13 protein-coding genes and 1 tRNA gene are annotated in these 13,716 nt (G+C 49.8%); 8 read left to right on the forward strand and 6 right to left on the reverse strand.

Translation table 11 applies throughout. From position 1 onward, the window contains the following. Window positions 1–23 precede the first annotated feature (23 nt). Window positions 24–875 carry a pyruvate, water dikinase regulatory protein gene (locus DPO_RS13065; protein WP_006966464.1) on the forward strand — a complete coding sequence of 284 codons (852 nt, stop codon included), beginning with the start codon at window positions 24–26 and terminating at the stop codon, window positions 873–875. On the opposite strand, the gene ppdK is transcribed toward DPO_RS13065, so the two are convergent. Beyond that, window positions 872–3,586 (reverse strand): pyruvate, phosphate dikinase, encoded by a 2,715-nt coding sequence (gene ppdK / locus DPO_RS13070; protein ID WP_006966465.1) that lies wholly within the window; start codon window positions 3,584–3,586, stop codon window positions 872–874. The two genes, DPO_RS13065 and ppdK, sit on opposite strands and share 4 nt — an antisense overlap. A gap of 183 nt (window positions 3,587–3,769) precedes the next feature. Here ppdK and DPO_RS13075 point away from each other — a divergent pair, with 183 nt between their 5' ends. From DPO_RS13075 to pilB, 3 genes are read left to right on the forward strand one after another with little or no spacing between them, the layout of a single operon-like run. Next, window positions 3,770–5,611 carry an ABC-F family ATP-binding cassette domain-containing protein gene (locus DPO_RS13075; protein ID WP_006966466.1) on the forward strand — a complete coding sequence of 614 codons (1,842 nt, stop codon included), beginning with the start codon at window positions 3,770–3,772 and terminating at the stop codon, window positions 5,609–5,611. A gap of 6 nt (window positions 5,612–5,617) precedes the next feature. Continuing rightward, window positions 5,618–5,827: a hypothetical protein gene (locus tag DPO_RS13080; RefSeq protein WP_006966467.1), complete on the forward strand. Its 210-nt coding sequence runs from the start codon at window positions 5,618–5,620 to the stop codon at window positions 5,825–5,827. Between the two features lie 24 nt (window positions 5,828–5,851). Continuing rightward, window positions 5,852–8,068 (forward strand): type IV-A pilus assembly ATPase PilB, encoded by a 2,217-nt coding sequence (pilB, locus tag DPO_RS13085; RefSeq protein ID WP_006966468.1) that lies wholly within the window; start codon window positions 5,852–5,854, stop codon window positions 8,066–8,068. 27 nt (window positions 8,069–8,095) lie between these two features. Here the strand turns inward: pilB and DPO_RS13090 are convergent, their stop codons facing one another. From DPO_RS13090 to DPO_RS13100, 3 genes are read right to left on the reverse strand one after another with little or no spacing between them, the layout of a single operon-like run. Further along, window positions 8,096–8,644 (reverse strand): epoxyqueuosine reductase QueH, encoded by a 549-nt coding sequence (locus tag DPO_RS13090; protein ID WP_006966469.1) that lies wholly within the window; start codon window positions 8,642–8,644, stop codon window positions 8,096–8,098. Continuing rightward, entirely contained in the window at window positions 8,641–9,333 is a 693-nt protein-coding gene (locus tag DPO_RS13095; RefSeq protein WP_006966470.1) for a YggS family pyridoxal phosphate-dependent enzyme, read from the reverse strand. Before DPO_RS13095 ends, DPO_RS13090 begins: the two co-directional genes overlap by 4 nt. Continuing rightward, window positions 9,330–9,926, reverse strand: coding sequence for a Maf family protein (locus DPO_RS13100; protein WP_236609959.1), 597 nt, complete (start codon window positions 9,924–9,926; stop codon window positions 9,330–9,332). The genes DPO_RS13095 and DPO_RS13100 overlap by 4 nt, the downstream gene beginning before the upstream one ends. Before the next feature lie 137 nt (window positions 9,927–10,063). On the opposite strand from DPO_RS13100, the gene rarD reads away from it, so the two are divergent. The 4 genes from rarD (at window position 10,064) to DPO_RS13125 (ending at window position 12,986) form a co-directional block, all read left to right on the forward strand. Then, window positions 10,064–10,984, forward strand: a complete 921-nt coding sequence (gene rarD, locus DPO_RS13105; protein ID WP_006966472.1) for an EamA family transporter RarD — start codon at window positions 10,064–10,066, stop codon at window positions 10,982–10,984. Window positions 10,985–11,596: 612 nt separating this feature from the next. Continuing rightward, entirely contained in the window at window positions 11,597–11,845 is a 249-nt protein-coding gene (locus DPO_RS13110; RefSeq protein ID WP_006966473.1) for a type II toxin-antitoxin system ParD family antitoxin, read from the forward strand. Then, window positions 11,838–12,131 carry a type II toxin-antitoxin system RelE/ParE family toxin gene (locus DPO_RS13115; protein ID WP_006966474.1) on the forward strand — a complete coding sequence of 98 codons (294 nt, stop codon included), beginning with the start codon at window positions 11,838–11,840 and terminating at the stop codon, window positions 12,129–12,131. The genes DPO_RS13110 and DPO_RS13115 overlap by 8 nt, the downstream gene beginning before the upstream one ends. Before the next feature lie 767 nt (window positions 12,132–12,898). Then, window positions 12,899–12,986 (forward strand) — tRNA-Leu (locus DPO_RS13125). Between the two features lie 60 nt (window positions 12,987–13,046). Here the strand turns inward: DPO_RS13125 and DPO_RS13130 are convergent. Next, window positions 13,047–13,466 (reverse strand): type II toxin-antitoxin system HicB family antitoxin, encoded by a 420-nt coding sequence (locus DPO_RS13130; protein ID WP_006966475.1) that lies wholly within the window; start codon window positions 13,464–13,466, stop codon window positions 13,047–13,049. A gap of 9 nt (window positions 13,467–13,475) precedes the next feature. After that, entirely contained in the window at window positions 13,476–13,664 is a 189-nt protein-coding gene (locus DPO_RS24590) for a type II toxin-antitoxin system HicA family toxin (RefSeq protein ID WP_083912039.1), read from the reverse strand. Between the last annotated feature and the right edge of the window lie 52 nt (window positions 13,665–13,716).

The following is a 13,716-nucleotide window of genomic DNA, read 5'->3' on the forward strand; positions in this document are numbered from 1 at the left end:
GACAATAAAGGATTATCATTCATATGGCACAGTCAGTTTCCAATTCCGGGTTTCAGGTGATCTATATCGCTTCCTGCGGGGAGGGGATCAATGCCTTTCACCTGGTGGAATCCACCCTGATTCAGTTTCCTCACAACAAAATCACCATTGTCAAGGTACCCCATATCCGGTCTGAAGTTCAGGTGGACGAACTCATCGACAAGGTCAAAGACATGGAAAGCATTATTGTGCATACCATTGTCAAGTCGGATCTGCGGCAGTACCTCACCCGCAAGGGCATGGAACATAAAATTGTGACCATCGACCTGATGGGGCCGGTGCTGTCAAAGATTCAGTCTTTTCTGAACCAGGCCCCTCTGGAGAAACCGGGGCTGTACCGGGAAAGTCACCAGGTGGATCTCAAGCAGGTGTCTGCCATTGATTTTGCTCTGGCCCATGATGACGGCTTGAGCCCGGAAAGCCTGGATAAAGCGGAAATCATCCTTCTGGGCTTGTCCAGGGCCGGCAAAACCCCATTGTCCATGTATATGGCCGTGCTGGGATGGAAAGTGGCCAATGTGCCGTTCGTGCCCGGTGTGCCCTTGCCGGCCATCCTGGATGAGGTGGACCGGCGCCGGATCTTTGCATTGAACATCAATGCCAAACAGCTGCTTTCCCACCGCAAAATGCGGCAGGAAAGCTTAGGAGTATCGGAAATGAAATCTGCGTATGCGTCCAGAAAAAAAATCGAAGAGGAAATTTTTACCGCCCACCGGTATTACATTGCCAAAGGATACTCCATTCTGGATATCAGCGACAAACCTATTGAAACCAGCGCCGAGGAAATCATTGAAATGATCACCCGGCGCTTCAAGGCAGCGGCCCATTTGAGTTAATCATTCTCCTGAATAGCGGCCTGGGCCGCAGCCAGTCGCGCAATGGGCACCCGGTAGGGAGAACAGGACACATAGGTCAGTCCGGCCTTATGGCAGAATGTCACAGATGCCGGATCCCCGCCATGTTCGCCACAGATTCCCAGCTTGATCTCAGGACGGGTTTTTCTGCCGCGCTCAACCGCAATGTCAATCAGACTGCCCACAGCTTCCTGATCCAGGGTTTCAAACGGATCCGAGTCTAAAATGGCATGGTCGATATAGTCATTCATGAAAGATCCGATATCATCTCTGGAAAACCCGAACGTCATCTGGGTCAGATCATTGGTGCCGAATGAAAAGAACTGGGCATCCTTCGCCATTTTGTCCGCAATCAACGCCGCTCTGGGAATTTCAATCATGGTGCCGAACAAATAGGGGATCTGTTCCAGATTGTGGGCTTTCAAGACATTGTGATAAGAGTCATCCACTATTTTTTTGACAAAAGTCAGCTCTTTTTCATTGCAGGTGACCGGCACCATGATTTCAGGCAACGGCTGGTTTCCTGAAACGATCAATTCAGCGGCCGCCGTGAAAATCGCATTCACCTGCATCTGCGTAATTTCCGGAAATGTGATTCCCAGACGTACCCCCCGGTGACCGATCATGGGATTGGATTCTTTGAGCAGCCGGCTTCGTTTATTCACCTCTTCCAGGTCAATGCCCAGGGCTTTGGCGATTTCCATCTGGTTGGCTTCCGATTCGGGCACAAATTCATGCAGGGGCGGATCCAACAGCCGCAGGGTCACGGGCAGGTTGTCCATCACTTCCAACGTGTTTTTAATTTCCTGCTTGACGAACGGAAACAGTTCATCCAGGGATGCCTGGCGTTCTTCCGTTGATTTGCTTAAAATCATTTTCCGCAGCAGAAACAACGGCCGGTCTGAGTCAGCCCCATAAAACATGTGCTCGGTTCTGAACAGCCCGATACCCTGGGCCCCGAATTTCAATGCCGTGGCCGCATCTTCCGGTGTATCGGCATTGGTCCGCACGCCCATGGTCCGGTGCTGGTCCGCAATGGCCATGAATTTTTTAAATTTAGGGTTTTCCAATGCGTCTTTCATTTTGAGCCGGCCGTCATACACAATGCCTTTGGTACCGTTCAACGTAAACACATCCCCTTCATTAAATACCCGGGTTCCCACCTGTACCTGGCGGTTTTTTGCATTGATTTTCATGGCCCCGGCCCCAACGATGCAGCATTTACCCCAACCCCTCGCCACCAGGGCGGCATGGCTGGTCATGCCGCCCCGGGCCGTGAGTATGGCAGAGGCGGCCCGCATGCCTTCAATGTCTTCCGGACTGGTTTCTTCCCTGACCAGGATGACATTCTCCCCGATTTTGGCCATCTGCACGGCATCTTCGGCCGTGAAAACAATTTTGCCCCAGGCGCCTCCCGGACCGGCCGGCAGGCCTTCCGCCACCTGAACCGCTGTTTTTTCCTCCCGGGGGTCCACAATGGGGTGCAGCATTTCATCTAAGGATTTGGGATTGAGGCGGCAGATCATGGTTTTTTCATCGATCATGCCTTGTTCATACATGTCCATGGCCATGTTCAACGCAGCCGTGGCCGTGCGTTTGCCCACCCGGCACTGGAGCATGTATAAAGTGCCTTCCTGGATGGTGAACTCGATGTCCTGCATGTCTTTGTAATGGGATTCCAGGGTGTTTCTGATATCATACAACTGGTCATACAGACCGGGCATGGCTTCTTCCAGGGATGGCAGATGCTGGTTCTGCATGTTTTTGGTGTCTTTGTTCAAGGGATTGGGGGTCCGGATACCGGCCACCACATCCTCTCCCTGGGCATTGACCAGCCATTCGCCGAAAAAATGGTTTTTGCCGGTGGACGGATCTCTGGTAAATGCCACGCCCGTGGCGGACGTATCCCCCATGTTACCGAACACCATGGCCTGAACATTGACCGCGGTTCCCCAGGCATCGGGAATATGCTCGATACGGCGGTAGGACACGGCCCGTTTGCCGTTCCAGCTTTTAAACACGGCCCCGATGGCTCCCATAAGCTGTTCCCAGGGGTCATCCGGAAATTCTTTTTTCAGATACTGGGAAATTTTCTTTTTAAACCGGTCACACAGGGCCTGCATGTCTTGAAGCGAGATATCAGTATCATGCTCATACCCTTTGTCGTTTTTCAGGTTGTTCATCATCATTTCCAGGTTCAGGCGGATGCCCATACCATCTTCGGGCACCACCTGATCCGCTTTTTCCATGACCACATCCGAATACATCATGATCAGACGGCGGTAAGCATCATACACAAACCATTCATTGCCGGTTTTTTCCACCAGCCCGGGAATGGTGGTGGAACACAGTCCCACATTGAGGATGGTTTCCATCATCCCGGGCATGGAACTTCTGGCTCCGGACCGGCAGGAAACCAGCAAAGGAGCTTCCGGATCACCGAATTTCATTTTCATTTGGGTTTCAACATGGCCCATGGCGGTCCTGATTTCCGATTCAAGCGTATCCGGAAACCGCCACCCCAAATCAAAATAATCATTGCAGCATTCAGTAGAAATGGTGAATCCCGGAGGAACCGGCAGGCCCAGCCGGGCCATTTCAGCCAGATTGGCTCCTTTTCCGCCCAAAAGGTTTTTCATGGAAGCATCCCCGTCTGTTTTCCCGGGGCCGAATTCATAAATATATCTGGTCATGATTTCCTCGTATTGTATAATATCCGTGTTAATGAATGAACGTGATGATGTAACTATGCAATATTGAAAAATCAAGTCAAGAGAAATCTCATATTTATAAAAATCTTCACCAATGCTATGATGCGTTGCTTAATTTAAAACAATAGAAGTCAAAATCGTCAGAATTGGGACAAGATACCATACATGCTGAGCATTGAATCCATTGTCAAGGGATTTGGCAACCAGGAGCTGTTTGATCATACCAGTCTGCAGATCAACCCCGGGGAACGGGTCGGGCTGGTGGGCAGAAACGGCCATGGAAAAACCACGTTGTTAAATATAATTGCAGGCATCGATCATCCGGATGACGGGAAAATTACTTACCCCTCCGGATACCGGCTGGGTATTCTGCCCCAGAAAATTCAGTTTTCCCAAAACAGCGTGCGGGATGAAGCCATGACCGGGCTGCCGCCCCATGAAAGAGACCAGTACTGGAAAGCGGAAAAAATTTTGGCAGGACTGGGGTTTTCCGACTCGGACATGGACCGGGATCCAAAAGAGTTTTCCGGGGGATTTCAGGTGCGCCTGAATCTGGCAAAAGTGCTGGTGGCTGAACCGGACCTGCTGATTTTAGATGAACCCACCAATTATCTGGATATCACCTCCATCCGCTGGATCACCCAGTTTCTGACCGCCTGGCCCAGAGAAGTGCTTTTGGTGACCCATGACCGGGGATTCATGGACCATGTGGTCACGCATATTGCCGGGATCCACCGCTGTAAAATCCGGAAAATTGCCGGAAATACCGCCAAATACTACGACCAGGTGGCCCAGGATGAAGAGGTGTATGAAAAAACCAGACAAAATGAGGAAAAACGCAAAAAAGAGATCGAAACCTTTATCACCCGGTTCCGGGCCAAAGCCCGACTGGCCAGCATGGTTCAGTCCCGGATCAAGACTTTGGAAAAACAGCAGTCAAAGGAAAAACTGGAAAAACTCAAAAACCTGGCATTTTCTTTTAATTACCTGCCCTTTGCCGGCAAACAGCTGCTGCGTGTCGAGAAATTGAACTTCAGCTATACCCCGGACCGCCCATTGATCCATCATTTTTCTTTGACCGTGCAGCCCGGGGACCGGATCGGTATCATCGGCCAGAACGGCAAGGGAAAGACCACCCTGGTCAAACTGCTCACCCGGCAGCTTGATCCCGTGTCCGGAACGGTGACCTACAATCCCGGGGTGTCTCCCGGATATTTTGAACAGACCAATGTCTCTTCGTTGAATGACAATCAGACCATCGAGGAAACCCTCATTGATGCCCATCCGGATTTTGACCGCCAGGCGGCCCGAAACATCTGCGGGGCCATGATGTTTGAAAAAGATGCGGCATTGAAAAAAATCGGTGTGTTGTCCGGCGGAGAAAAATCCCGGGTCATGCTGGGTAAACTGCTGCTGGCCCCGCTGAACCTGCTGCTGCTGGACGAACCCTCCAACCATCTGGATATCGAGGCCTGTGATGCGTTTATCGACGCATTGAACGCCTTTGAAGGGGCCGTGATTCTGGTCACCCATAATGAGATGTTTCTGCATACCCTGGCCAATCGACTGGTGGTGTTTAAACAGGATCAAATCAAATTGTTTGAAGGCGGGTATCAGGAATTTTTAGACAAAGACGGGTGGGAAGAAACCACTGAAACCGATACTGCTCAACCCCGGTCCCCGGGATTGAGCAAAAAAGCGCTGCGCCAGAAAAAATCGGAAATTATTGCGGAACGTTCCCGGGTGATAGGCCCCATACAAAAGAAAATCACCGGGATCGAAGATGCCATTGAAGCGTGTGAAATCAAAATCAAATCCGTCAATGAATCGCTGTTGACCGCATCCCGGGAAGGGGATGGAGACGATATCCAAACATTTTCCAAAGAACTGGCCGATCTTGAAGCCCGGGTGGAAGCGCTTTTTCTGGACCTGGAACAAGAGACCCGGAAACTGGATTCAATGAATCAACCGTTTGACAATCAACTCAAAGAACTGGAAAGGCTGTGATTTTAGATGGACAAAAAAAAATTCACATTTTATTATGGCATTGTTCTCATTGCCGTGGGACTGGGCGTATTTTACCGGATACCAACAGTTATGCCCCAGGTGGCGACCATTGAATTTTTCAGCAACAAACTGGGCCTGGTGCGATTTTGTTTTTACATCCTGGGGATTTTTCTGATCACCGCCGGTGCCATCCGGGTATATAACCATTTTAAATAGATATTTCAAGAGACAGGGCATAATATGACACCGTCATTTGCAAAGGGAAAATCCAGCCTCACCTCCACCATCAAAGATCAGTCCGGGGCCGGCAAGACCCGAATCGGCGAGATTCTTTCCAAAGAAGGTCAGATCACCAGTCTTCAGCTGGATGAAGCCCTGGGAGTCCAGAAAAGAACGGGGGAACGGCTCAGCTCCATTCTGCTGGCCAAGGGGTATATTGACCCCGATACCATCATCAATGTGTTGGGACGGATCTATAATTACAATATGATCCGGTTTTCCGAAATTAAGCCTGATCCCAAAGCCCAGAAAATCCTTCCCTTTGAAATGGCCAGGCAGTATATGGTGTTCCCGTTGTCCCTGAAAGGGGATGATCTGTCCGTGGCCATGGTGGAACCTACCGACACACAGGTCGTGGCGGAGCTGCACAAAAAAACCCAAAAAAACATCCATGTGTATGTGACCACTGAAAACGATATTATTCAGGCATACCGGGATTTTTACAAAATCAGTGATGAGGAATATAAAAAATTTCTCCATTTTGAAGATGAGGGGGAAGACGATACCCCGGTCACTTCGGTGGAGGATTTCGGATCTCTGGTATCGGAAGCCGCCGAAGAGGTGGAGGTGGGTGCGGCTGAAAGAGATGAGGGCCAGGATGAATTTCTGGCGTCCGATGCGCCTATTATCAAGCTGGTGAACGGAATCCTGACCAAGGCCATCAATGACGGGGTGTCCGACATCCACATCGAGCCCTTTGAAAAATCGTTTCAGGTGCGGTACCGGCTGGACGGCAGCATGTACAAGGCCATGAACCTGCCTGTCTCCATCAAGAACGCGGTGGTATCCCGGATCAAGATCCTGGCTTCCCTGGACATTGCGGAAAGACGGGTCCCCCAAGACGGCCGCATCAAACTGCGTTTAGGCAAAAGAAAATCAGTGGATTTCCGGGTGTCCTCATTGCCCACCCTGTTCGGGGAAAGCATTGTCATGCGTATTCTGGATCAGAGTGCGTTGAGTATCGACCTGACCCGCCTGGGATTTGAATCCACCACCTTTGAAATGCTCAAGCGGTGCATCTCCCGTCCCTATGGCCTGCTGCTGGTCACTGGCCCGACGGGTTCCGGAAAAACCACCACCCTGTATTCCATTCTCAACCGGCTCAACAAGGATGACATCAAGATTCTCACGGCCGAAGACCCCGTGGAATTCAACTTCAAAGGCATCAACCAGGTGCCGGTGAGAGAAGAAGTGGGCATGACCTTTGCCGCAGCCTTAAAAGCGTTTCTGAGGCAGGATCCGGACATTATCATGGTCGGGGAGATCCGGGATCTGGAAACCGCGGAGATCGCCATCAAAGCGGCCATGACCGGCCATCTGGTGTTTGCCACCCTGCATACCAATGACTGTCCCTCCACCATCGGCCGGCTTGTGGATATCGGTATTCCTGCGTATATGCTGGCGGCTTCCGTGACCATGGTGCTGTCCCAGCGCCTGGCCCGGCGGCTGTGCCCGGAATGTAAAAAAGAAGTCACGGGATATGACCCGGTTATGCTGGAGGCGGAAGGGTTTTCAAAAAAAGAGATTCCGGAACTCAAGATCATGGGGCCCAACGGATGTCCCCATTGCAACGGCACCGGGCACAAAGGCCGGGTCGGGCTGTATGAACTCATGGAAGTGACCGATGAGGTGGCCAAGGCCATCAGTGCGGAGGTGTCCGAGGACCAGCTGCGCAAGGTGGCGGTTCAGGAAGGCATGGTTACATTGAGAGATGCCGGACTTCACAAGATCATAGCCGGGGAAACCTCTTTTGATGAAGTGGTGAAAAAAACCGTAATTACCAAGGAATCGCTCCCTGCCTATCTGGTGAATCCGGATCTGGAGAGCTATGAGGACAAGGATGTGATCATCCGGGAAAACAACACGGATATCGATTTTTTCAAACTGATCCAGGGGGCCGTGTATGTGGTGAAAGGGGGCAAAAAAATTGCCGAAATCACCCAGCCGGGGGAATACTTCGGTGAGATGGCCGCCATTACCAGGGATGCCCGGTCCGCGTCCATCATTTCCAAGGGACGTTCCAAAATCAAACGGTTTCCCGGTGACAAACTGGAAGAGGTGATCGAGAAATACCCGGAGGTGGCCAAACATCTGTTCACGGTTTTGGCGGCCCGGCTCCATCAAACCGACCGCCGCCTGGTGTCCATGATCAACCAGATCAGAAAGCCAGGACCCTGATAGACTTGAATATTATTCTGTCGCCATTTAAGTTGAACTGTTTTTTGCCGGTTTGAAATACCGGTCTTTTTCACTGTAGATGCAGCCGCAGTAGGACTGCCGGTACATACCCAGGGCTTTTGATTCCTCAATTGCCTGTTTCCAGCCCGGCCTGAAATCATGGTAGAAAAAATCCACCCCGGTCTCTTTTGCCACGGCCGCACCGATCTCCTGTATCAGGGAATGATTCTGGAACTTGCTGTAGAGCAGGGTGGATGAAAACGCATCAAATTTTCCTTTTCTGGCAATTTTGGCCGCAGCAGAAAGCCGGGCATGGTAACAGTACCGGCACCGGTCTTTTTCTCTGAAAACCACGGACTGTAAAAAATTTTCCAGCTGATAATCCGGCTGCCAGATCATTTTCATCCCCTGATCATCCGCATATTGACGTAAGGTATCTTCTCTTTTAAGACATTCCGTATAGGGATGGATGTTGTGCCGATAAAAAAATCCCATGACCTGGATGTCCATTTCTCGGAGCACCTGCAACGGATAAATGGAGCAGGGCCCGCAGCAGGTGTGCAGCAACAGCTTCATGACCGGGTACCGAAAATGGCCGTGCCCACCCGAACCAGGGTGGCCCCTTCCTGGATGGCCACGGAAAAATCATGGCTCATGCCCATGGACAGATGAGTCATGGCATTTTTGTCCACACCGGCATCCAGCATCTGTTCCCGGATCTTTGCCAGATGCCTGAAATAGGGCCGGGCATGTTCGGGATCATCAAAATAGGGGGGCATACACATCAGCCCGTGCAGTTCAAGATGCTCAAATTTCATTACTTCCCCGGCCAGATCAATGACCTCATGGGCCCCGGCCCCGGATTTGGTTTCTTCTTCTGCGATATTCACCTGGAGCAGGATTTTCTGGCGTTTTTCAATTTTTTTGGCCTGTTTATCAATCTCTTTGGCCAGCTTGAGTTTGTCCACTGTGTGGATCAGATCAAAATACTGAACTGCAAACCGGGCTTTGTTGGATTGAAGATGACCGATAAAATGCCACCTGGCCGCCTGTCGGCCGATGGCATCGATTTTGTCCACGGCCTCCTGGATATAGTTTTCCCCCAGATCGGTGAGACCGGCGTCAATGGCCTGATGCATTTTTTCTGTCCCATGTTTTTTGCTCACCCCCACCAGGGTGATGTCCGCCGGATTTCTGCCGCAGTTAGCGGCCGCCGTGTGTATTTTTTCCTGGATCTCAGCCAGGTTGTCTCGGATGCTTGTCATGACTTTTGTCCTTGAAATTGTATCGCCCCCAAAGAGACCAGGGTCTGTATCACTTCGCACACCGGCAGGCCCACCACATTGGCCCAGGAGCCGCGGATTTCTTTGACCATGAACGCGCCCAGCCCTTGAACGGCGTATCCCCCGGCCTTGTCATAGGGTTCATGGGTGCCAGTGTACCAGAGAATTTCCTGTTTTGTCAAAGCCTTGAACACCACTGAAGTTTCAATGGCACAGGTAATCATTTTACCCCTTGTATGATGGCCCACGGTATATCCGGTGAACACCGAATGGGTGGCACCACTGAGACATTCGAGCATGGAAACGGCCTGGCCGGGATTTTCCGGCTTCCCCAGAATCCTGCCGTCTTTGACCACAATGGTATCGGCCCCGAGCACCCAGGCCTGCCTGCGCTGCTGCATCACATGACACGCTTTGTTTTCAGCCAGGGTTTTGACCACGGCTACCGGGGACAGACCGGGTGCCGGGGTCTCATCCACATCCGCCGGCAGGATCTCTAAATCCAGCCCCATCTGTGTCAGCAGGTGTCTGCGCCGGGGAGATCGGGATGCCAGCACCAGTCTGTGTTCATCCATCCATTTCATGGAGGGAAGGTGTAACAGAAAATCCGGATTTTGACAATGCCCGGGTTTTGGGCTGAAGATAATTTTTGGGTTGCCAATCCCAAACAGCGTGCTACACTGAGCCGGTCAACCATAAAGGAAACATTGAAATGAACCCGTCGTTATCCGGTGTATTGTTCGGCCTGGCCGCATTTGCCTCCTGGGGATTTCTGCCGGCCTACTGGAAACAGATGCAGGCGGCTCAGCCCTTTGAAATTCTGTGCCACCGCATTGTCTGGTCCTGTGCATTTGTTTTTGTCATCCTATTCGTTCAGAAACGGGGCAAAGAAGTGGTCCAGGTGTTCAAATCCCCGGCCCAGGTCAAAGGGCTGGCAATCAGCAGCACGTTGATTGCGGCCAACTGGTTTGTCTATATCTGGGCCGTCAACTCGGGCCGGGTGTTGGAAACCAGCCTGGGGTACTATATCAATCCCATGATCAACGTCCTGCTGGGGTTTGTGCTGCTCAACGAAACCTTCACCCGCATGCAGTGTATCTCTCTGGGCTTTGCCCTGACCGGGGTGATCTATTCGCTTCTGGCATATGGGAAACTGCCTTTGTTCGGCCTGACCCTGGCAATTTCCTTTGCCTTTTACGGGTATTGCCGCAAACGCATCCAGGTGGCGCCGCTGCCCGGCCTGTTTGTGGAAACCCTGATTCTGATGGTCCCGGCCCTGGCATATATCCTGTTTTTGATGGGAAAAGGAGACTCCTTGTTTTTCAAAGATCCCGGACTCACCCTGTGGATGATCGGTGCCGGCGTGGTCACTTCTTTGCCGCTTTTGTGGTTTGCCGCGGCCGCCAAACGGCTCAAGCTGTCCACCATCGGCATTCTTCAGTACCTGGCCCCGTCCATTGCCTTTACACTGGGGGTGTTTGTGTACAAAGAACCGTTTTCCATCCACAGCCTGGTCACGTTCGCATTCATCTGGGCCGGGGTGGCCTTGTATACCCTGGAATTTGTGAAACACCACCATCCTCGGGAAACGGGCAGGGGAGCTGCGGCAGGACGGGAACAAGACCGGATGTAAGGCCATGCAGACGTTTTTGGCAGGGATGCCGCCTCTGGCGGGGTCTTGCTTCCGGCCTGGAATCCACAGGCTCCGACAGCCCGGCAGCAAGACCCCGCCAGAGGCTCAACCGTGCAGCAGATGACCGGAACTGTCCCACAGCTGTATATTGAAGATCATCTCATCTCATTCCGCACAACAGGCGCTGAGGATATTTTTGACTGTTAGCCTGGCCTAAAAGCCATTACTGATAGAACAAATTCTGAGGCAGAAAATCAATCCAGCCACCCCAGAATAATCGACATAATGTGGGGTCTTCGATTCCTGATAAAATTTCTGAAAGCGGGCGATTTTAAAGCCCGGGCTGACAGGTGAGCAGGCGCTTTTTCCGCGCATCTTTGTCCAGCCCGATGTTAGGCTGGAACATGGTTTTTACCCTGATGGTTCATAAAATTGACAGTATTTTCATGGAAATTTTTTCTAATCAAAGCTTTGAGGCATGATGATGCAATTAGCCTTTATTTATAGCGACGAAATGAAAAACACATTTGAACGCAATGAGAATTTACAAAGATTGACAATATTTGTAGTTCTGTTATTGTGGTGTGTAGTTGTTTATACGAGGAGGGTACTATGCATATCTCACTAACACCTGAGCTTGAAACCAGGGTTAAACAAAAAGTCGCATCAGGTTATTATAACAATGCAAGTGAAGTGATTCGGGATGCTTTGCGGTTCTGGGAAAAAAATGAAGAATTGGTACAGCACATGAAACTTGAAATGTTAAAAGAACGCTTATCAATTGGTGCTAAGCAGGCTAAACAGGGAAAATTTGTTGCGCAATCCGTAAGCGAAATTGTTTCTGAGGTCAGGAATGCGTAAATACCGTCTCACTCCTACAACAAAATCGGATTTTGTAGAAATCTGGAATTATTCTGTTGAAACCTGGGGTGAGAAACAAGCTGAAAAATATCTTCAAGATATTGAGGACACGCTTAATCAACTTGCAGCCAATCCGGAACTTGGAAGACAACGACCTGAAATTGCTCCTGGATATTATTCCTTTCCTGCACAAAAACACATCATCTTCTATCTGATCTCAGATAGTTATATTGATATCATTGGTATTTTGCATGGGAAAATGGATATCGACAAAAATTTAATGTGATTTTTACCTTAAACGACTGAGCAGTAGCGGGTGAATTATTGAGGGGTGAGAACGTAATTGCAGATAATTATCCGATACCGGAAATTTTTCAAGGTCATTTGTTTTAGGATATCATTACAAATCATGAGGTCTCAACAGGGAAAGACCTGGACAGTCGAAGTGAAAATGATGAAATATGATTTTCTGAGCCGGCAGCAAAATTTGACGATGCAGTCTATTTTTGCAGACGAGTCAGGCACAGAGTCTCAGGTGAAAATGCCGGGTACACCAGATTGTTTATTTCAAGCGAATCCCTTTACCTGTGCGGGATACCGGCATGTATCATTTGAAGAGTGTCGGAAATACAAATTTTTGTATTTCTGACACTCCTGTTTTCTTCAACCATCTGATCAGGCTGGAAACAGCTGGTATAAGGGGGTTTCCGCCAGAAATAAGCCCTGATCATTTTTTTTGATGGGCTGACAAAATGACCCATGCCTTGGGTGGATGAAAAAATATCGATAGGTCATGTTCCATGAACCTTCTCGAAAAATCTGAAATCCCCTGATTGGCAATGGTTTGGAAGCATGTATGCTAAGATTTCTTTTTGAAAATATCGGAAATACAAAATTTGGTATTTCCGATACGTTTGGTTTGACATGGTACTGAAAGGGCTGCCAATCGGGGACATGTGATTAGTCAGGCTTTGTGACTGTACTGATAATTTCCCCTTCTTGAATTTGGTCTTGAAAAGTATGGGGAAATGCGATAAACATCTGGAAAATTATGCCTGGGTGGCGGAACTGGTAGACGCAAGGGACTTAAAATCCCTCGGCCAAATTGGCTGTACGAGTTCAATTCTCGTCCCAGGTACCAAACAAAATCAAGGGGCTGCAATCACGGTTGTGCCCCTTTTTTTTTATGGTTCAGAGATCCCTAACGATTTGTTGTGAGACCTTTGTTTGTATGAATCACATTCTGTGCGGCATGAACAAGGAACGAGGACCTTGACATCCCTTTTTTTTTCGCTGCCGCATCAATCCGTTTCAGCGTCATCTCAGGGATGGTAATATTAATCCTTACTGTGCGTGATTTGGTATCAGGCAATGCCACCACCAAATAGGCAACCCCATCGGCATAATCGATATCAGCCATGATTTCTTCAAGCGTTGAAGGATCAGGTAATGGATCACCATCTTCGATCATTCCCTGAACGTGCAGAGAAAGTGCTTCCTGGGCCGAATCTCTGGCTTCATCAACATTTTTCCCTGCTGTAATACATCCGGGAAAGTCAGGAAATGAGACCCCGAAATCAGTATCAAGTTCTTTGTGGACAACAGCGATATAGTTAACCATGGTATCACCTCACATGAATTTTATTCCCGATTGGCGCGCAATACTCTTTAATGTGCCGGTCGGTATGTCTTTTTTCGGGTGTGGCACTGTTACACGCCCTTTTAACTCAGGATGCCGAAATTGTATGTGAGATCCGGCTTTGGTAACTTCACACCACCCATTTTGTTTCAATATTTTTATGATTTTTCGGCTATCCATAATGTGTATCAATACACACCTTCATCTATTTGTCAATTGTGATGATTAAAAA

Origin of the sequence: Desulfotignum phosphitoxidans DSM 13687 (genome assembly GCF_000350545.1) — a bacterium.
GTDB lineage: Bacteria > Desulfobacterota > Desulfobacteria > Desulfobacterales > Desulfobacteraceae > Desulfotignum > Desulfotignum phosphitoxidans.